This window comes from Acinetobacter pittii (assembly GCF_034067285.1).
Taxonomy (GTDB): domain Bacteria; phylum Pseudomonadota; class Gammaproteobacteria; order Pseudomonadales; family Moraxellaceae; genus Acinetobacter; species Acinetobacter pittii_E.
Genome location: NZ_CP139286.1, coordinates 1,768,373 through 1,789,114, shown reverse-complemented (window position 1 = coordinate 1,789,114; position 20,742 = coordinate 1,768,373). Strand labels below are relative to the sequence as shown.

At 38.2% G+C, this 20,742-nt stretch carries 18 protein-coding genes and 1 pseudogene; 16 read left to right on the top strand and 3 right to left on the bottom strand.

Annotated features, from left to right (window positions below; genetic code table 11):
- Positions 1-26: 26 nt before the first annotated feature.
- A complete protein-coding gene (gene fes / locus SOI81_RS08380; protein ID WP_320541554.1) occupies positions 27-1,226 on the bottom strand; it encodes an enterochelin esterase in 1,200 nt (399 codons plus the stop codon).
- A gap of 266 nt (positions 1,227-1,492) precedes the next feature.
- Here fes and SOI81_RS08375 point away from each other — a divergent pair, with 266 nt between their 5' ends.
- The 5 genes and pseudogenes from SOI81_RS08375 to SOI81_RS08355 all read left to right on the top strand — a co-directional run bounded on the left by SOI81_RS08375 (position 1,493) and on the right by SOI81_RS08355 (position 6,097).
- A complete protein-coding gene (locus tag SOI81_RS08375; RefSeq protein WP_004792425.1) occupies positions 1,493-2,263 on the top strand; it encodes an SDR family oxidoreductase in 771 nt (256 codons plus the stop codon).
- Positions 2,264-2,306: 43 nt separating this feature from the next.
- Positions 2,307-3,545: an isochorismate synthase gene (locus SOI81_RS08370; RefSeq protein ID WP_320541553.1), complete on the top strand. Its 1,239-nt coding sequence runs from the start codon at positions 2,307-2,309 to the stop codon at positions 3,543-3,545.
- Positions 3,542-5,206: a (2,3-dihydroxybenzoyl)adenylate synthase gene (locus SOI81_RS08365; RefSeq protein ID WP_239976389.1), complete on the top strand. Its 1,665-nt coding sequence runs from the start codon at positions 3,542-3,544 to the stop codon at positions 5,204-5,206. Before SOI81_RS08370 ends, SOI81_RS08365 begins: the two co-directional genes overlap by 4 nt.
- A 21-nt stretch (positions 5,207-5,227) precedes the next feature.
- Positions 5,228-5,878 (top strand): annotated as a pseudogene (locus SOI81_RS08360) (isochorismatase family protein); the annotation flags it as partial.
- 30 nt (positions 5,879-5,908) lie between these two features.
- Positions 5,909-6,097 carry a phosphopantetheine-binding protein gene (locus SOI81_RS08355; protein ID WP_235823111.1) on the top strand — a complete coding sequence of 63 codons (189 nt, stop codon included), beginning with the start codon at positions 5,909-5,911 and terminating at the stop codon, positions 6,095-6,097.
- A gap of 49 nt (positions 6,098-6,146) precedes the next feature.
- Here SOI81_RS08355 and SOI81_RS08350 read toward each other — a convergent pair whose 3' ends face one another.
- A complete protein-coding gene (locus SOI81_RS08350; protein ID WP_239976390.1) occupies positions 6,147-9,314 on the bottom strand; it encodes a multidrug efflux RND transporter permease subunit in 3,168 nt (1,055 codons plus the stop codon).
- 217 nt (positions 9,315-9,531) lie between these two features.
- Here SOI81_RS08350 and SOI81_RS08345 point away from each other — a divergent pair, with 217 nt between their 5' ends.
- Together SOI81_RS08345 and SOI81_RS08340 are read left to right on the top strand one after the other, a co-directional pair.
- Entirely contained in the window at positions 9,532-11,493 is a 1,962-nt protein-coding gene (locus SOI81_RS08345; protein ID WP_239976391.1) for a TonB-dependent receptor plug domain-containing protein, read from the top strand.
- 138 nt (positions 11,494-11,631) lie between these two features.
- Positions 11,632-12,033: a transcriptional repressor gene (locus SOI81_RS08340; RefSeq protein WP_005305185.1), complete on the top strand. Its 402-nt coding sequence runs from the start codon at positions 11,632-11,634 to the stop codon at positions 12,031-12,033.
- A 55-nt stretch (positions 12,034-12,088) separates the two neighbouring features.
- On the opposite strand, the gene SOI81_RS08335 is transcribed toward SOI81_RS08340, so the two are convergent.
- Positions 12,089-13,870 carry a bifunctional metallophosphatase/5'-nucleotidase gene (locus tag SOI81_RS08335; protein WP_320541552.1) on the bottom strand — a complete coding sequence of 594 codons (1,782 nt, stop codon included), beginning with the start codon at positions 13,868-13,870 and terminating at the stop codon, positions 12,089-12,091.
- Positions 13,871-14,326: 456 nt separating this feature from the next.
- Here SOI81_RS08335 and pqqA point away from each other — a divergent pair, with 456 nt between their 5' ends.
- The 9 genes from pqqA (at position 14,327) to SOI81_RS08290 (ending at position 20,734) form a co-directional block, all read left to right on the top strand.
- Entirely contained in the window at positions 14,327-14,401 is a 75-nt protein-coding gene (pqqA, locus tag SOI81_RS08330) for a pyrroloquinoline quinone precursor peptide PqqA (protein WP_001982218.1), read from the top strand.
- A gap of 75 nt (positions 14,402-14,476) precedes the next feature.
- Positions 14,477-15,388: a pyrroloquinoline quinone biosynthesis protein PqqB gene (gene pqqB / locus SOI81_RS08325; RefSeq protein ID WP_239977345.1), complete on the top strand. Its 912-nt coding sequence runs from the start codon at positions 14,477-14,479 to the stop codon at positions 15,386-15,388.
- A gap of 8 nt (positions 15,389-15,396) precedes the next feature.
- A complete protein-coding gene (gene pqqC / locus SOI81_RS08320) occupies positions 15,397-16,155 on the top strand; it encodes a pyrroloquinoline-quinone synthase PqqC (RefSeq protein ID WP_239977343.1) in 759 nt (252 codons plus the stop codon).
- A complete protein-coding gene (pqqD, locus tag SOI81_RS08315) occupies positions 16,152-16,436 on the top strand; it encodes a pyrroloquinoline quinone biosynthesis peptide chaperone PqqD (RefSeq protein ID WP_239977341.1) in 285 nt (94 codons plus the stop codon). The genes pqqC and pqqD overlap by 4 nt, the downstream gene beginning before the upstream one ends.
- The gene (pqqE, locus tag SOI81_RS08310) at positions 16,433-17,587 is read left to right on the top strand and encodes a pyrroloquinoline quinone biosynthesis protein PqqE (protein ID WP_239977339.1); all 1,155 of its coding nucleotides are present in this window, start codon (positions 16,433-16,435) and stop codon (positions 17,585-17,587) included. Before pqqD ends, pqqE begins: the two co-directional genes overlap by 4 nt.
- Positions 17,588-17,605: 18 nt before the next feature.
- The gene (locus tag SOI81_RS08305; protein ID WP_239977337.1) at positions 17,606-18,658 is read left to right on the top strand and encodes a dipeptidase; all 1,053 of its coding nucleotides are present in this window, start codon (positions 17,606-17,608) and stop codon (positions 18,656-18,658) included.
- 580 nt (positions 18,659-19,238) lie between these two features.
- Complete coding sequence (locus SOI81_RS08300; RefSeq protein WP_224991887.1) at positions 19,239-19,415, top strand: hypothetical protein; 177 nt, start codon at positions 19,239-19,241, stop codon at positions 19,413-19,415.
- A 252-nt stretch (positions 19,416-19,667) separates the two neighbouring features.
- Complete coding sequence (locus tag SOI81_RS08295) at positions 19,668-19,904, top strand: hypothetical protein (RefSeq protein ID WP_239977347.1); 237 nt, start codon at positions 19,668-19,670, stop codon at positions 19,902-19,904.
- A 242-nt stretch (positions 19,905-20,146) separates the two neighbouring features.
- Positions 20,147-20,734: a uracil-DNA glycosylase family protein gene (locus tag SOI81_RS08290; protein ID WP_320541551.1), complete on the top strand. Its 588-nt coding sequence runs from the start codon at positions 20,147-20,149 to the stop codon at positions 20,732-20,734.
- Positions 20,735-20,742 lie beyond the last annotated feature (8 nt).

Sequence of the window (20,742 nt, the reverse complement as noted above, 5' to 3'; positions counted from 1 at the left end):
ATTGTTATCCTTGATGAAACAAATGGTTATAGTGAAAGAGTTTTTTGCAATGCCTTAAGCAAGTCGGTACGCCAGTTCACGGCATCATGTCCGCCCTGAAAAGTGTGAAAACTCACTTGATTGAATGATTGCAATTGTTGATAAAGCTGAAGGGCATCGTCCCGCATATCGGTTTCATACGTGCCGGCACTGATATAAATTCGAGTTGTTTTTAATAATGGATGAGATAGGTTTTGAAGCAGTTCTAAAATATTACCTTTGTGTTTTTGCCCTAAAATACTGTTTGAAAAATCTGACCACCAATAAGATCCAGACTGCAAAATCAGGGAAGTAAAAATGGTCGGGAACAACAAAGTACTATGTAAAGCACATAAACCACCTAAACTTTGACCACATAACGTAATGTCTGTTTTGGAAATAAAAGAATATTCTTTTAAGAGTATTTCAATGAGTTCATCAACCAACGCCTGACTAAATGCATCATGGCAGCCATAATCTTGTTGGCGTTGTTGACTATTTAAACTATGAACAAAAACATAAACTGCTGGACGAATCTTATTTGAATTAGACAAATGTTGAATTTCGGGCAGAATTGAAAGCTCTCGACTCCAGATTTGGCCATCAAGCAATATAACGAGTGGCAAGTCTTCTTGAGTTGCTTGATGACTAATGAAAATGTCGACTAAATAGTCCTGTTGGCATAAGCGACTTGACCATTGAAATGTCTTTGTAATAGGGCAATCGCCTATGAAAGCTTTTGTGTTTTCGAGTTGAATTTGATTGATGTATCGGGCCAGATGTCCCGTATAAAACTGATGTTGATTAAATGAGTCAATTTGAGCATTTTGTTTAAGCTCCTTTTGCCACCATGAGCGTCGTGTTGCCGCACAATCTGTTTCTGGCGCTTCTTCACTAGCGGTCACTACAACATAACTACCAGTCCAAGCTAAGGGCAGCTCTATTTCAAAGAAGTACACATTTGTTCCAGCTATATGGCTAAAACGATTCCACTTTTGATAGATAGAAGGGCTTTGTGAATAGATATCGATATAAACAAAAAGGCTTTCTTTGAGTTCAGAACTACGCCAAATAAAGGTACATAGCGCTTTATTTTTTTGTAGGGTGACTAGCGGGCTACCTAGTTTTTTTACGGTATTCCACCAGACTTCACTCCCAACATTGAGTTGTTGAAATAGGGGATGTAAGGGTTGAGAAAATGGCTTCATTTTGAGTCCATCTCGACAAGAAAGCGCGGTCAAATTATCAGAATGATTCTCATTAGTAAATGAAAACAATTATCATTATAATCAATAAAAAAAGATGCGTTTTACTAATGTTAATTAAAAACAATAATTTAAGTTAGATTTATGGTTAATAAATAACTTGATTTAGATTGTAATCTTATGTTTGATATTTATCGCACTTGATAATAATGATAATTATTTGCAATTATGTGGCGCAATTTAATATTCGAGTCAAACTGGAGTAAAACATGAGCTCTACCATCGTAGTCACAGGTGCTGCAAGAGGTATTGGAGCTGCTATTGCAAAAAAATTATTGCAGCAAGGGTATCAAGTGATTGGCATTGACCGACAGGAAAACCCAGAACAATGGGAAATCACTCAAAAGCTACAAGAACGTGAAATTTCACGTTGGCAAGGCTTTCAGCAAGATATTACTGATCAAGAAACAACAGCAAAACTCATTAACAATATTTTAAACAAATATAGCGTGACGGGTTTAGTGAATGCGGCGGGCGTTTTGATTATGCGTTCTATGCTTGAAGCAAAAACAGAAGACTGGCAAACACTTTTCGCAGTAAATGTCATGGCACCTATTGCGATTAGTCAACAACTGGCCAAGCATTTTTGTGAAAAAAAGCAGGGAAGTATTGTCACGATTAGCTCAAATAGTTCACGGATGCCACGTATACAACTTGGCATGTATGCAACTACAAAAGCTGCATTGAGCCATTACTGCCGTAATCTTGCGCTTGAAATTGCACCTCATCAAGTCAGGCTTAATATTGTTTCACCAGGCTCTACGCTAACTCAAATGCAGCAGCAGCTTTGGACAGATAATTCGCCTCCGCCTGCGGTAATCGATGGAGATTTAAGCCAATACCGTACAGGCATTCCCTTAAGGAAATTAGCCCAACCTGAAGATATTGCCAATACGGTGAGTTTTTTACTTTCTGATCAAGCTGCACAAATTACCATGCAAGAAATTGTGGTTGATGGAGGAGCCACTTTAGGCGTTTAAACATCCATTCATTACAACAAAATAACTGATAAGGAGTTGCGAGATGTCGGCACAGCATCCGTATTTTATCCAACGAGAAAATTTTACTGAAAGCCGCGTTGCACTAGCGCAAGAAATTTTAAATTGTGGAAATGACGCAGGTTTTATTTTTACCACGCCAGAATACACCATCAATAGCCATCAAAAATTACGAGATATTCAGGTCGCTAAAAATAGCCTTTTAAAAGATTGGCTAGATGAAGCGCGAACTCAATTACAGCATGCAATAAATGACGGTTATAAAGACGTCAAAATTATGGGTGGACTACCATTTTGCTCGGCAGCCGATGTCAATTTAATGCTCATGAAAAATGCAAAAATCTATCAGAAAGTACTCTATGCACAATCTGATATTGATTTTGGTTTTTTATCTTTAGAAAAGGCGGATTATTTCCCTTTAGGTGAACATTACCAACAGCAAGTTGAGTATTTAGTTCAACAAATGCAAGCAAAAAAACTCGATAAAGCCGTACTTGCTCGTATTTTACAACTTGAATTTGAACAAAATATTCCTGTCTCGGACTTATTTTATAACTTAGCTAAGCATAATCCCGAAGGCTATAACTATGCAGTTGCGAGGCATCCTCAAAGTGAAGGGTGGTTTGTCGGTGCAAGCCCCGAACTCTTAATTGCAAAGCAAAATACAAAAATCTGGAGTAAACCGGTTGCCGGTACATTGGCTCGTGATGATGACCCAACCGTAGACCAAAACAATGCCAGAGCATTACTGGCTTCACAAAAAGATCAACGTGAACATGCTCTCGTCATCGAAATGATTGCCGATGAGCTCACACCTTTTTGCAAGCAATTACAAGTACCAAAACAACCATCCCTCATTCGTACCAAACGCCTCTGGCACTTGGCATCCCATATCACCGGCGAACTTAAGAAAGCCGATACTCATGTTTTTGACTTAATTGAACGCTTACACCCAACACCCGCAATTTGTGGAGAGCCTAGTCCAATTGCTAAAGAATTAATTCAACAACTTGAACCATTTAACCGTGAATTATTTGCAGGAACTATGGGCTGGGCAGATGAACAAGGTAATGGTGAATGGTCGGTGACTGTTCGCTGTGCCCGAATTTATCAAAATATTGCCCGTTTATTTGCTGGTGCAGGGATTGTGGAAGCTTCTAGTCCGCAAGCTGAACATGCTGAAACTGCCGCTAAATTTCGTACTGTACTGGATGGATTCCAGATTTCACCCAATCAATTGCCAATACAAGGACCAAATACATGACAACACAGGTTTATCTGGATGGCGCCGTGCCATATCCAGCAGAGTTTGCTGAGATTTACCGTAAAAAAGGTTATTGGCTTGGGCAAAACTTGAGTGATTTCTTGCGTGAAAGTGCTCAAAAATACCCAGAAAATATTGCTGTATATGATGGGGATAAAGCCGTCAGTTACGCTCAGTTTGATCATTTAGTTGATTACTGTACCAGCCACTTATATCAACATGGACTAAGAGCGAGTGATAAAGCGGTTGTACAGATGCCGAATCACTATCAGTTCTATATTTTATTTTTTGCACTGATTCGGCTTGGTGCTTTACCTGTGATGTCTTTACCTGCACATCGCTATGCAGAACTCAGCAGTTTTTTTAAACAAACTCAAGCAAAAGCTTATTTCTGTGCTGATTTTGGAGCACAAAAATTTGACTACCGAGAACTTGCCGAAAAGCTTCAGCAAACTGCTCCTTGCTTACAACATGTATTTGTCCTTGGAAATGCCGGCAAATTTATAGCCATTCAAGATCTATTAAAAGAAACCAGTATTTTGGATACAGCGATTTCGCCTACTACGGCAGATCAGGTTGCTTTCTTACAACTTTCAGGTGGAAGTACTGGTGTTCCTAAACTGATTCCACGTACCCATGATGACTATCTATATAGCGTACGCGAAAGCGCAAAAATCTGCCGTCTCAATCAGTCATCGCGCTTACTCATGGTTTTACCCGCGGCACATAACTTTTCAATGAGTTCGGCTGGTTCTTTAGGCATTTTTTATTCGGGCGGAGCTGTGGTTTTAGGAACTGATCCAAGCCCTGAAACTGCTTTTTCATTAATCAAGAAACACGCCGTAACCGATGCCTGTTTAGTTCCTGCTTTGGTTCGACCTTGGATGGATAAAGCAGCGAAAGAACAAGATTCAATATTATCGACTTTACGTTGTTTGCAAGTCGGTGGAGCACGTTTACCCGATGCCGTTGCCTCACGCCTAATTGATGAATTTCAAGTCAATCTACAACAAGTCTTTGGTATGGCTGAAGGACTGGTGAACTACACCCGTTTTGGGATGACGAAAGAGCAAATCGTTCATACCCAAGGTTTAAAAATCTCACAAGATGATGAAATCTTGGTGCTGGATGATAACGATCAGCCAGTAGACGCTGGAGAAGTAGGGCATTTGCTGACTCGTGGGCCTTATACCATTCGCGGCTATTATCAAGCACCTGAGCACAATGCACGTTCTTTTACACCAGATGGTTTTTATCGAACAGGCGATTTAGTGCGTATCCGCGAAGATGGCTGCATTGTGGTAGAAGGGCGTTCAAAAGAACAAATCAATCGCGCTGGTGAAAAAATTGCGACTGAAGAGGTTGAACAAGCTTTATTAACTCATCCACAAATTCGCTTAGCAGCACTGGTCGCTATGCCTGATGAGATTATGGGGGAAAAAAGCTGTGCCTTTGTTGCATGGCAAGCACAAAGTGATGACCCAAGCCAAATTCGCCTTGCAATGTCAGTTCGTCAACATCTGAAAGACTATGGACTTGCTACCTACAAAATTCCCGATCGGGTCGAATTTATCGAGCAATTTCCATATACAGCCTTTGGAAAAATCGACAAAAAAAGATTACGTCAACAACTTGAAACTAACACCAATGTTCTTGCTTAAAGATAAAAAAGGAAAAATTTGATGAGTATTCCTAAAATTGCTAGTTACAGCATGCCACAAGCCCACGAATTTACGGCGAATAAAACATCTTGGCAGTTGCATACCAATCGCGCTGTTTTATTAGTACATGATATGCAGCAATATTTTTTAGATTTTTATGATCAAACTCAAGCGCCTATTCCAGAGCTCATTAAAAATACCAAAGAACTGATTGAAACTGCGCGTAAGTTTAATATCCCTGTGGTCTATACTGCACAGCCTGGTAACCAGACACCTGAACATCGTCAGTTATTAACTGACTTTTGGGGAACTGGACTAAAAGATGATCCGAAAATCACTCAAATTTTGCCGGAAATTTCTCCTCAAAAAAATGATACTGTCTTAACAAAATGGCGTTATAGCGCATTTAAGTTTTCTCCACTTGAACAACTCATGCGTGAGTCAAACCGCGACCAGCTCATCATTTGTGGTGTTTATGCTCATATTGGCTGTCTTATGAGTGCAGCGGAAGCCTTTATGCTAAATATCCAACCGTTCTTATGTGGAGATGCGCTCGCTGATTTTAGCCGTGAAGAACACGATATGGCTTTAAAATACGCAAGTACACGTTGTGGGCAAGTGATGACAACTCAACAGGTCACACGAGCTTGGGCGCTTGAACAAGCGGCATCACCCCTCACTCAAGAAGGTATTGTTTTGGCGGTGAGCGAACAGCTTCAGATTCCTGCATCAGACATTCAATTAAATGATGATTTGCTCATGCTTGGGCTTGATTCGGTACGACTCATGACATTAGTGGGTAAATGGCAAGCTTACGGCGCACAGGTGAGTTTTGAAGATTTGGCTGAACAACCAACCTTAGAAGTTTGGATTGATAAGCTAGTCGCTTAAATTTAAAGAATAAAAAAATGGCAGATTTAATATCTGCCATTTTTTTATTTTAATCTTTAAAAGGAGGTATTATCCTTTTTATACGGTCGTTAAATCTCAAAGTTCGGCTCAACCATAGTTTGCTCATTGACCACTGAAAACTCGGTAAACTATGAACCACAACAAAGAAGAACACAGTAAATAGCGGTACCAGTAGTGTACCAAACACAACACTACCGAATACGCTCATTCCAATTTCATATCTACTCGCAGCGCCTGCACCAGTTGCAAAAATTAAAGGAACCACACCCGCACCAAAGGCAAGAGATGTCATCAAAATCGGACGTAAACGCAGTTTCAAAGCTTCACTTGCCGCATCGATTTTACTTTTTCCTTGTTTGAGTGCTTGAGTCGCAAACTCAACAATGAGAATCGCATTTTTACAAGATAAGCCAATACCCGTTAATAGGGCAATTTGAAAGTAAACATCGTTAGGTAACTTAAAAATCCAAGCAAAAATAATAGTGCCTGTAATGCCTAGAGGAAGCCCTAATAAAATAATAAAAGGAACTTTCCAGCTTTCATACAAGGCAGCCAAACATAAGAAAATAAACAAAATAGAAATGAGATATAAATAGATCGCTTGGCGGCTAGATTGTTGCTCTTGTAAAGAAAGACCGCTCCATGCGACATCTATACCAGACTGTTTACCGACCATATCACTTAACTGTTGCATTGCCTGACCTGAGCTAAAGCCTGAACTTACATTGGCTTCCAGTTGAATGGCAGCTAGTCCCATAAATCGGGTAAGAGCTTCTGGGCCACCTGTCCACTGACTTTGCGCAAAATGGGCGAGAGAAAGCATGCCACCTGAGTTATTTCGCACATGCCAATATGCTAAATCTTCGGGTTTAGAACGGAACTCTGCATCGCCTTGCATAATGATTCTCTTAATTCGACCTCGTTCAACAAAATCGCCCACATAGTTTCCACCCCAAGCCGTCGAAAGGGTTGAACGAATTGCTTGTTGGTCAATTCCTAACATTTTGGCTTTATTTTGGTCGAGTTGAATAAATACTTCGGCTTTATCTTCACTTACCAGAGGGCTTAGATTTTCAAAGGCTGAATAATTCTGAGATTCTTTTTCTAAGGCTTTATATTGTTTAATTAATTCATCGCGCCCTTGACCATTTACATCTCTAAGCCAAAGCTCTAAAGCATCAGACTGACCTAAACCAGATACACTTGGCGGCATTCCTACCATGACTTTAGCGGGTAAGTTCTTTTGTAAATATGCTTGGGCACGTTCACGAATAGCACTCGCCGTATTGGCTTCACCTTTGCGTTCATTCCAGTGTTTGAGTGAAACAAAGGCCATACCCAAATTTGGACCGCTCCCTGAAAAATTTTGCCCATTTACGACCAGTACGGTATTAATATTTTTGGCTTCATGTTCAAAAAAATAATTATTGACGAGTCTTCCAACTTCTTCCGTCTGGCTCATTGAAGCACTGTTATGCAAACTATAAGGCACAGCCAGCAGTCCTTGATCTTCATTTGGAATAAAGCTTGTAGGCAAACTGCGGTAAATCATAAATAAAATAACCGCTATACCCACAACCAATAGAATGGAAAATACTTTAAATTGAGTTAAGCGAACCGATAAAAAACTAAAAGCTGATCTGACTTTTTCAAGAGCAAGCTCAAGCATTTGTCCCCATTTCGGTTTTTTATGCTGTTTTTTTAATAGAACTGCGCACATTGCTGGCGTAATGGTCATGGCTACAAATAGCGATAACAACATAGCTGCTGCTAATGTAATAGAAAACTGACGGTAAATCATACCGGTCGAACCACTAAAAAAAGCCATTGGGATAAATACTGCGGTTAAAACCAACGTAATACCTACCAATGCGCCGCTAATCTCTTGCATCGACATTAAACAAGCTTCACGTACACTTAGCTGTTGTTCGTGCATAAGCCGCTCAACATTTTCCACGACTACAATCGTGTCATCAACCAATAATCCAATTGCTAAAACCAGTGCAAATAGCGTAAGCGTGTTAATGCTCATCCCAAAGAGATATAACACTACAAATGTGCCACTAATGACGATCGGAACGGTAATGGTTGGAATAAGAGTTGCACGCCAATTTTGCAAAAAGAGATACATGACAATAACGACAAGTACGATTGCTTCAAGCAAAGTGATCATGACCTGCTTAATAGATTCTTCGATAAATGGCGTATTGTCTCGTGGATAAACAACTTTATATCCCGCTGGTAAATGTTGGCTAAGCTGAGCCATTTTGTCTTTAATAAGAGCAGAAGTCTCGATTGCATTGGCATCGGGGCTTAAAGAAATTCCTAAACCTGCCGACGGATAGCCATTAAGTGTATTAATGCTTTCGTAATTTTCTGCCCCTAATTCGACTCTCGCGACATCTTTTAAATAAACAAGACTACCGTCAACATTTGCTTTAACCACCACCGATTTAAAGTCATCAATTGTTTTTAAGCGCGAACCTGCTTTTACTTTTGCATAAATATTTTGATCAGAAGCAGAGGGCATTGCACCAATCGAACCAGCAGCAATTTGGGTATTATAATCTTCGAGGGCCTTTTCAATATCACTCGGCACAAGTTGGTAATTTCTAAGCTGATTTGGGTTTAACCAAATGCGCATGGCATAACTTGAACCAAAAACATCAACTTCACCAATCCCTTGTAATTGACTTAAAGGTTGTTCAAAGTGATTCACCATATAATCAGACAAATCAATATTGCTGGTTTTACCAGTTTCATCATATAGCCCCACAATCAGCAGCATATCGCCCGTGGTCTTCCATATGTTTACGCCTTGTCTTTGAACTTCCTCAGGTAAACGGTTTAAGGCACTATTAATTCGGTTTTGTACTTGGAGCTGTGCTTTATCGATATCTGTGCCAATTTTAAAATGAATATCAATGCTGCTCGTTCCGGACGATTCACTATGGGATGTAAAGTACAGCAAATTATCCAGACCCTTTATTTGTTGTTCTAAAATTTGGGTCACACTTTCTTCTACAGTGTCAGCAGCTGCACCACGGTAGTTCGCCACGACCGTGACACCGGGTGGTGCAAGGTTTGGATAGCGTTCGACCGGCATGGCTAAAGTGGCAAAAAAACCAAAAATAAGAATAGTAATTGCAATGACAGAAACAAAGATAGGGTGGTAGATAAAAAATCGAGAGAGCATTGTTATGTCTACTTTAAGATTGTTTTAAATAGGTTTTTAGGCACACGAAAGTGCCATGTTAACGCTTTTTTAAATCACAAACAATAATGATTATCATTATATAACTAATAATTATTTTTATCTTGAACAGTAAAAGTCATGAGTATATGATGCTCGGCACATCATAAATGATAACAATTATCATATGGTAATTATTATCCAGAATAAGGGCCGAGAAATGACGTTAACTAAAAAGGCGCTGGTGGTCGCCATCTCAACACTGCTTCCGTTTGCAGTTCAAGCAAATACAGATAGTGAACAGCCGAGTAATAATGAATCAGTTCAAAAACTTAAAACGATTGTGGTTTCCGCTGCATTAAAAGAACAAGATGTAGATAAAGCACCTGCTTCCATTAGTGTGATCACGAGTGAAGAGATTGAACGTAGTGCGGCGCTCAGTCTTGCTGATGTTTTACAAAAACAAGCTGGGGTTTATAACTACAACAGCGGACAAGATAAAATCGTTATACGGGGAATGCTAAATACATCGGGAAACTACACACTCATCCTACTTAACGGTAAGCGTATGTCATCTAATGGTGCCATGTGGCGAGGTAATGACTTTGACTGGAGCGCAATCCCTTTAAATAGTATTGAACGAGTAGAAGTGATTCGAGGACCAATGTCGTCGCTCTATGGAGCAGATGCCATGGGCGGAGTCATCAATATTATTACCAAGAAAGCCGAGGATGGGCAGCTGCATGGTTCGGTCTTTGGCCAATATAATCGAGCAGACCGCGGAAATGGTAAAGAGCAATTCCGTTACGGATTTAACTTATACGGCGGTTTAACCGACAATCTAAGTTTTACTTTGGCAGGAGATGCCTATAACCGTGATGCATGGTACCGAAATGGCAAACCAGATCCAGATGGGGCTTACTTTGTAGAAAAAGATACTAAAAACGTAAACGGTACATTAAGTTGGAATATTAATGACCAACAAACTTTAGACCTAGATTTGGGTTATAACAACGATAAACGCCCACTGACCCAAGATGCGGCAACTTCAATTCAAGAATCAGAAATGAAACGAACCAATGTGGGAATTGCTCACCGTGGAAAATGGGGTTGGGGTAAAACAGAAGCTTACATTGGTAAAGAAACAGCTAAAATTTCTGACTACGATAGCGAATATGATGCGCCACAAAACCGTCAATATAAGCAAGAAAATTTAATTGGTCGTGCCTTTGCTAACTTTGATTGGCTGATGAATAACACCACAGCAGGTTTTGATTATAAAGACCAAAAAATTACAGACGTTGTGAGCTATATCGGCACTGGAAAAAACCAGCAGAAGAGCTACGGTGTATTTGTTCAAAACGATACCCATATTAATGATGCACTGACTTTAACTTTAGGCGGCCGTTACGACGACTTTGATGACTTCGATGGTAAATCGACTGGTAAAGCCTATTTGTCCTATGAACTCGCGGAAGGTGTTGTGCTAAAAGGTGGTGTAGGCCAAGCTTATAAAGTTCCGGCTCCTGCACAGTTAGACATCAATTACTCAATGATTTCATGTGGTGGTAGTTGTCACATTCGAGGCAATCCTGACTTAGAGCCAGAAGAAAGCACCAACTATGAAGCATCCTTAATTGTAACCCGTCCAAACTGGAATGCTGGTGTTACCGTTTTCCAAAATGATGTGAAGAACCTGATCGAAGCCATTACCTTAAGTAATGGAGACCCGCGTTTAGTGGGTGATTTTAGAAAAATCTGGACTAATGTAAGTCGTGCAGAGCTTAAAGGTGTTGAACTTACAGGTGGTTATGATTTCACAGATAATTTAGGTGTTAAGGCAAATGCCACTTATCTTGATGCAAAAAATAAAACGACAGGTCAAGATTTAACTGAACGACCAGAATGGCTGGCTAATGGTTCAATTTCTTGGGCACCCGTTGAAGACTTCCGTGTAAATGCAGGGGTAAGCTACGTTGGTAAGCAAATGTACTCTGCAACTAAAGAGTTACCAGCTTATACCACTTATGACGTGACATTTACTTCACCACTTTCACCACGCTTAACATTGGACTATGGTGTGAAAAACCTGACCGATGTTGATCTGGAAGATAAAAATAAAACCTTTAATACCAAACTTTATGGCCGTAATTATTTTGTAAAAGCGACTTATAGTTTCTAAGGTAAAACGAAGGGCAAAGCCTATTCATAGGGGAATAGGCTTTGCTTTTTAACGTACAAATATCCATAATTTTCAAGTAAGTATAGACAAAATAATTTTAAAAATTTCTATACTTCTCAACATTAAGGCTAATTAATCATGACGGCAACATCAAAATCATTATTAAATGGACTACCAATAAAAAAATCGAGAATTCAGGTTTTTGAAATTTTAAATCAAAATCCACAAGGCTTAAGCGCGGTAAGTATTTATGCACAAATTAAAAATGAACATAAAATTACGCTTGGAACAATTTATCGAATCTTATCTGAATTTGAAAATCGTAAACTCATCAAAAGAGTGTTCTTAGGAAAAAGTAAAAGTATTTATAAGATCAGAAAAGATAAAATGAGCTGTAACTTGATTTGTCTAAAAACGGCAGAAGCAACCAGTTATGAACATGAAAAAGTAAAAGAGTTACTGCATGAAGTCATAGATGTTATTTTTGCGAATACAGGAACCAATATCAGTAGTATTGAACTTAATCTCTATACAGAATAAGAACTACGAATAAAAACCAAAGGACAGCCTAAACTGTCCTTTTTTATTAAATTTACTATTTGATGACTTTAATACGTGTTGTAGCTGGAATAATTAAAGGTGAATTCTTAGCGACATAGCTTTCAAGGGCATCAATATCTTGACCACCACCTACACGGTTTTGACCATCTTTTAATACGGTGAAGTTATCACCTCCATCTGCCAAGAAACTATTTACCGTCACGCGGTATATTTTACTGTCAACCAACGGTGAACCAGCGACCATGATGTTACTTGCTCTTGGTGAAACAGCCGCATTTGCCGCATATTGATAACTTAATTCTTTAGATGGTTGTAAAATTCTAGGTGAGTTTGCATTTGCACCTGACCATTGCTGCTCAAGCACATCTCTAATCTGTTTGCCAGTTAAGCTCAAAGTCACAATAGAGTTGCCAAAGGGCTGAACTGCAAAAACATCACCAAAGGTAATCTGGTTACTGCTATTGATGAGCAGATCAGCACGTACACCACCTGGATTCATTAAGGTAAAATCAGAGCCTTGGTTACTTGCTTTTAGGGCAGCCGCTTGCTGAGCATCGGCAATCATAATACCGAGCGGACTTTCACCACTTTCAACTTGAGTACGACTTACTACTGCTGTTGCAGTTCCAACCACACGGCTTGAAATAGTGGTCACAGCTTGGCGGTATTTATCTAAAATGGCTTCAATGCTTGGGGTTTTACTAAATTTTTGATAGAGGTCTGTAAGGCTTACAGTGGTTGTACCAGACATATAGGCTTCACTTTGTATAGGAACTTGTTTAGCATCCTTTTTAATCACATCCCCAGTTTTACCATCTAGCTCAACCTTGATGTCAGTAATGAGTGTGCCATACTGTCCAGCCGAAGTAAGTAAGAACGGTTTTGCCGGATTTTTTGTAGAATAGTCACAAATATAAGATTGGTGTGTATGGCCTGAAACAACAATATCAACTGCCGGATTTAATTTATCCAAAATTCCTAAAATTGGGCCGCTTAAGCCATCACATGTTTTTTCATTAAACTTCGTACTTGGCGCCGCGCCCTCATGCACAACTACGACAATGGCTTCAATTCCTTGTTTTCGTAACTCAGGAATCAAAGCGTTTACCGTATCTGCTTCATCACGGAATTCAACGTCTTTAATACCAGCAGCAGAAACAATACTTGGGGTCGCTTTAAGGGTTAAACCAATAAACGCGACTGGAATTCCACCATAAGTTTTGACTTTATAAGCAGGAAAGATTGTTTTGCTGGCATCACTTTTCATTGCTACGTTGGCAGCAAGGAAATCAAATTTTGCACCACTAAAGTTTTTATTAATTTGGCATGGGGCAGTGCTGGTATATTGCTGACATCCGCCGTTCTTTAAACGGCGTAATTCATCTGTACCACGGTCAAATTCATGGTTACCTACAGCATTAAAGTCAATTTGAATATCATTCATGACTTCAATGGTCGGTTCATCTAAAAATAAAGAAGAGGTTAGAGGCGAAGCACTAATTAAATCGCCTGCCGAAACCACTGCATTATTTGGATTTTCTGCTTTAAGTTTTTTAATGGCATCGGCAAAGTAACTAACCCCACCCACAGGAATACGAACAGTTTGAGTAGTATCATTTGGATTTGGTGCCTCAACATAACGCTTAGGAGGTTCAAGATTTCCGTGAAAGTCATTAAAAGCTAAAATATTTACAGTCTGATTGCTTCTTTGGACAGGTGGTGCTGTGTCGTTATCATCATCGTCATTACATCCCGCCAATAACGTTACTGCTAGAGAAAGTGTTGTTACTTTAAAAAGTATTGTTAAATTTTTCATTTTCTTATCATTTGATCAATTAAGACGCATAAAAAATACGTTTTTAGTATGAATATTTGATGAAAAATGAATATAACCTAAAAGAGAATAAAATTTGCACAATTAGCATACTTAATAAAAAATAGTATTATTTAAAAAATATCTTAAATATTAAACACATAATTTTTCCATTAAAATTTTCATATAATTATCAAAGATATAATAAATATTGAGCTAATCTTTATAGTTAATAAAAGTAAATATAATTTCTTTAAAAAGACTATAAATATTAATAAAATAATTTTCCCAAAATAATAAGATTGCTAAAATTTGGACAAAAAACACAATTATCGAACAATATATTGTCTAGAGATTATCTACAAAACTACTTTTATTATTTAAAATAAATTTTTAATTGCCTTAAAATCTTAATCAAGTGATTCATTTCACAAGATTAATATGAACCGGAGATAATTTATGCAATGGACTAAACCAGCTTTTACTGATTTACGCATTGGTTTTGAAGTTACAATGTACTTCGAAGCACGTTAATCAGTTTCATCCAAATATGTTATAAGCCCTAGTCTTGCTCTAGGGCTTATCTCTTTCTAATAAGATATTAATTTTATGTATATTTATGTTTTAGGTTCAGCTGCTGGAGGCGGGTTCCCGCAGTGGAATTGTAATTGCCCGAATTGTCACGGTGTGCGCACAGGTACAATCCAAGCCAAAGCCCGTACTCAATCATCAATTGCTGTTTCTGAAAATGGGACAGATTGGGTTTTATTAAATGCATCACCTGATATTCGGCAGCAACTTTTCGAATTTAAAGCAGCTCAACCAGCACGTAAATTGCGTGATACAGGAATAACGAGCGTTATTTTAATGGACAGTCAGTTAGACCATACCACTGGGCTTTTAACCTTACGTGAAGGTTGTCCAATGAATGTATGGTGTACAGAAATGGTCCACCAAGATTTAACGAGTGGCTTTCCTGTTTTTAATATACTCAAACACTGGAATGGTGGTCTTCAATACCATGAGATTAATCCTACGCAAGCCTTTAAAGTTGATGGTTTCGAAAATTTAGAATTTTTACCTTTAATTATTAAAAGTGCTGCACCGCCATATTCACCGCATCGACATGACCCACATGATGGCGACAATATTGCTTTAATTATCAAAGATCATAAAACGCAAAAACAGTTGTTCTATGCACCGGGTCTTGGAAAAATTGACGATCAAATCATGCAGATTATGCAGAGTTCAGACTGCGTCATGATTGATGGTACGCTTTGGACAGATGATGAAATGCAACAGACAGGGGTTGGAACGAAAACTGGCCGTGAAATGGGGCATTTATATATTAGTGGCGAAGGTGGTTCACTGTCTTATTTAAATCAGCTAACCACACCTAAAAAAGTGCTGATTCATATTAACAACACCAATCCAATTTTAAATGAAAACTCTAGCCAGTTTGCTGAGCTTAAAGCAAATGGTGTAGAGGTTGCCTATGATGGCATGCAGATTGAACTCTAAGGTGAAACATGACTCAAACACCTGAAGCTTTGACGACCGAGCAATTCAAACAAGCCATTATCGAAAAAGGCCAGTATTATCATATCTATCATCCATTTCACGTGATGATGTATGAAGGCCGAGCAAATCAACAGCAAATTCAAGCTTGGGTAGCAAACCGATATTACTATCAAATTAATATTCCGCTTAAAGATGCGGCCATTATGGCAAATTGCCCTGACCAACGAGTCCGTCAAGAATGGATTCAACGCATGATCGATCAAGATGGTGAATATCCTGATGGCGGTGGACGAGAAGCATGGTTACGATTAGCCGAAGCTGTGGGCTTGAGTCGTGAACAAGTTATTTCTGAAGAACTCGTATTACCTGGTGTCCGTTTTGCAGTAGATGCCTATGTAAATTTCGCACGCCGTGCCTCATGGCGTGAGGCAGCAAGCAGCTCGTTAACTGAACTTTTTGCCCCACAAATTCACCAATCACGTCTTGATTCATGGCCGCAGCACTACCCATGGATTGATGATAAAGGCTATGAATATTTTCGTTCTCGTTTAAGTCAGGCGCGCCGTGATGTTGAACATGGTTTAACAATTACGCTTGATTCATTTACAACTTTTGAGCAACAAGAACGAATGCTTGAAATATTGCAGTTTAAGCTGGATATTTTATGGAGCATTTTAGATGCTTTAACTTTGGCATATGTTCACAATGAAGCACCGTATCACAGTGTGACAAGTAAACGGGTTTGGCACAAAGGACTATTTAAATGAATAAAGAGCAATTTGATTTAAACCTTGTGCCGACATGGCGACAAGGTTACCGTTTTCAGTTCGAGCCAGCTCAAAATGGTTTTGTGATTTTATATCCTGAAGGCATGATTAAGTTAAATGAAAGTGCAGGGGCAATCGGACAATATATTGATGGGCAGCAAAATGTTTCTGCAATTATTGCTCATTTAAAGCAAAAATTTGGTGATATTGCTGAAATTGATCAGGATGTAGTGGATTACATGCTAGTCGCAAAGCAACAACACTGGATTGATTTAGTATGACAGAAGGTGTTGGCCTACCTTTATGGTTATTAGCGGAACTCACGTATCGTTGTCCGCTACAATGCCCATATTGCTCAAATCCATTAGACTACGCTCAGCATAAAAATGAACTGACCACCCAAGAGTGGTTCGATGTTTTTGATCAAGCACGTCAGATGGGTGCTGTTCAACTTGGTTTTTCTGGCGGTGAACCGCTGGTACGTCAGGACTTAGAACAACTCGTTGCACATGCTCATCAACAAGGCTTTTATACCAACTTAATTACCTCGGGTATGGGCCTTACCGAACAACGCATTGCTGATTTAAAGCAAGCGGGTTTAGATCACATTCAAGTGAGCTTCCAAGCGAGTGACCCTGTGGTAAATGATGCCTTAGCAGGTTCAAAGCATGCTTTTGAACAAAAGTATGAAATGTGCCGACTAGTTAAGAAGTATGATTACCCAATGGTGCTTAACTTTGTTATTCATCGACATAACATTGACCAGATAGAACAAATCATTGAACTTTGCCTAGAACTTAATGCAGATACAGTTGAGTTAGCAATTTGTCAGTTTTACGGTTGGGCTTTTTTAAATCGCCAAGGTCTATTACCAACCCAAGAGCAACTGACCCGTGCAGAACGGATTACCAATGAATATCGAGAAAAATTAAAAGCGCAAAATCATCCTTGCAAATTCATTTTTGTAGTACCTGATTATTATGAAGAGCGACCAAAAGCCTGTATGAATGGTTGGGGTAAAATCTTCTTTACAGTTGCTCCAGACGGTATGGCGTTGCCTTGCCACGCAGCACGACAATTGCCGATTTCATTTCCAAACGTCCGCGAACATAAATTGTCAGATATCTGGTACAAATCAACGGGGTTTAATCATTTCCGTGGCGATGCATGGATGCCGGAAGGGTGCCGTAGTTGCCCAGATAAAGATCGTGATTTTGGTGGATGTCGTTGTCAGGCCTATATGCTGACTGGAGACGCAGCTAATGCCGATCCTGTATGCGGGAAATCGCCGTATCATCAAATGATTGAACAAGCACGCGAAGAAAGTCAGTTGGCTGCACCTCTACAACAATTAGTTTTCCGTAATAGTCGAAACTCTAAGTCTTTAAGCGCCACACAAAATATTCCAGTCCACACGATTACAGACATATAGCAAGTAATAGGAATACTTATGAAGCCTAGCCATATTCCAGTTTTCGATGGGCATAATGATGCTCTAACACGTTTATGGCTAAGTGATCATTCAGATCCAGTACATGCTTTTATTCATGAACGCCTAGCGGGCCATCTTGATCTAAAACGCTGTCAACAAGCTGGTTTTATGGGGGGGATGTTTGCGATTTTTTTACCCCCCTATAGTTATGTTCAACAGCATCATGCCAATAAACTATTTGATCAAAATACTTCTGATTTTACACAACAGCAAATTGAACAAATTTGCTTGGAACAACTCGATTTAGCTCAGCAACTTGGTCACCGCTCTAAAAATATTAAAATTTGTACATCGGTTCAAAATATTCAGGATTGCTTAGTAGAGCAAAAGCTAGCAATTTTGTTGCATATGGAAGGAGCTGAAGCTTTACAAGAAAATCCTGATTTACTCGATATATTTTATGAAAAAGGTCTGCGTAGTATTGGCCCACTGTGGAATAGACCTAGTCGTTTTGGGCATGGTTTAAATGCTAAGTTTCCTCACTCACCCGACACTGGAGCAGGCCTTACTGTCGATGGCAAAGATTTTATAAAACGCTGCGCCAATAAAAAAATGGTGATTGATGTTTCACACATGAATGAGAAAGCTTTTTGGAATACTGTAGATATATTGCAGCAGCCAATTGTAGCAACGCACTCTAATGCACATACTTTATGTCCTCAAGCACGTAATTTAACTGACCCACAGCTCAAAGCAATTCAGGAAAGTAAAGGTATGGTTGGGGTAAACTTCGATGTTGCTTTTTTACGGTCGGATGGGCAACGCAATGCGGATACATCCATAGATGTAATTTTGGAACATCTAGAATATTTAATGAATCATTTAGGCGAAGAACACGTAGGTTTTGGATCGGATTTTGACGGTGCACTTATTGGTACTGAACTTGAAGATGTAACTGGCCTACATCGTTTAATTGAAGGTATGCAACAGCGTGGTTACTCTAAAATGCTAATTGAAAATATATGTATGAATAATTGGATACGGGTACTTCATAGAATTTTTGGTCAATAATGAAATGAACGACTAAACAGAATTAATCTGTAAAATCATTCACTGTTTTTATTGGCCGAAATGACTAAAAAAAATACAAATAGTTTAATTGTCAACCATTCGGTATATTCACTACACTTAACCTTACTGAATGTAAGAACATTTGGTATTTCAGGTCTTTTGTGGTTTTCACATCACCCATTTCTTCATGAGAAGTAGAAGTGGGTTTTTTCTTATCTTAAGCAAATAAAGCGACATTCATCACAATAATTACTAATTATTAGTAAAATCACTCAATTCCATCTTGACTAAAAGTTCAGCATTAAATACAGTTGTATTGTATTTAAAGATAATAAGATTGCTTAAAGCAATTCATAATACTGCTTAATCCTGAAATACAGTAAAAAGCCTGTTCTTTTTTAGAATAGGCTTTTTGCTTTGTATCAAAATTTATTTTTTCAGAATATTTTACTCTTCAATTAACATAAAAAATAAACACCTTACAAAAGCGGAGCAAATGAAAGCCTTTAAATAACAAAATTTGTGCTATTAATTTAAGCTAATTGCTCAAAAGTTACTCCATTAATCAAAGAGGTGCAAAATGTTGAAATCAATTATAGTGTTGGGAACAGGTATTGCGATTGGCATGTGTATGTACAAGAAAAAGCAAAAAAATAGTAAGAGCTTTAACACAGATAGCGATACTGACACAATGATGAGTAAAGACACTGCTAAAAATAAAGACGATAGTTCGCTTGATAATGCAGTACAAGTTTAGAATTAAATAAAAAAGGGTTCAGTTAATGAACCCTTTAATTTTTTATTAAAATTAAAAATTTATCAGTAATCTTTACTTTTCATCGTTTAACTTAAAAATAATCTTTAAATTAAATAATTACTCAACTATTCATTTAATTATTACGAAAATATGATTAAAACAAAAAAAACACTTTCATTATTAAAATTTACATATTGTATCAGTGGAGTCTTTATTATGAGCGATGCGGATAATAAAAAAATGGAGACTAGAATGTCAAAGCGCCATATTTTAAAAGAAGTGAATGCTAAAAGTATGTGTGGAATGGAAATCGTTGTTGAACAAATATATGAAAATATTTATGAAAAAAACTTTGTTCAAACTGAACAAGAGCAGAATTGGTTACCACTTTCTAAAATTGTGATTTCGGATAAAGTCATCAATTTAGACCAAGATAATACTTTTGCTCATCCAAGAACTGGTAAAGTTTTTAAAGTCCTTAATTCTTAATCGTTTTTCTGTGAGAATATTCTTAATATTTCTAAGTGATTGAGGTGAAGTATAAATATGTTTCTCCTCAATGCACTTACCTAAGAACAAAAAATATTTTTAAAATAAGTATTCTTCAACAATGCTTGCTTTTGTGACATCCTTTAACGCTTTAATGAAGAGAAATTGCATTTCATGACTCGAGATTAACTAGAAAATAGGTTAATTTGTTTATAAGTTTTTTAACTAACTACTGATTTTTTATGATAATTGAGATAGAAACACATCCACTTGAACCATTTTTACCTGAAAATGCTCGTTTATTAATGTTAGGCAGTTTTCCACCCCCACGTAATAAATGGAAGATGGACTTTTACTATCCAAATTTCCAAAATGACATGTGGCGTATTTTTGGTTTGATCTTTTTCCAAGATAAAAATTACTTTTTAAGTGAAAGCCAAAAAAATTTTAATGAAGAACGTATCCGAAACTTCTTGATTGATACTGGCATTGCAATCTTTGATACGGCTTACCAAATTAAAAGGTTGAAGGGGAACGCTGCAGATAAGTTTCTTGAAATCGTAACGCCCACAGATCTTGCTGTTTTGCTTCAGCAGATTCCTTTATGTCAGACCATTATGACCACTGGCGATAAAGCGACTGACACCTTAATTTCTGTTTTACCCGAACACACTGAAAAACCGCTTATAGGAATGTCTACCTCGACTTACTTTGCAGGACGTAACATTAATTTATACCGTCTACCATCGTCTTCTAGAGCTTATCCATTGGCACTAGAAAAGAAAGCAGAGGCTTATCGAAAATTCTTTAAAGAAATTGGGATTTTATAATTAAAGCT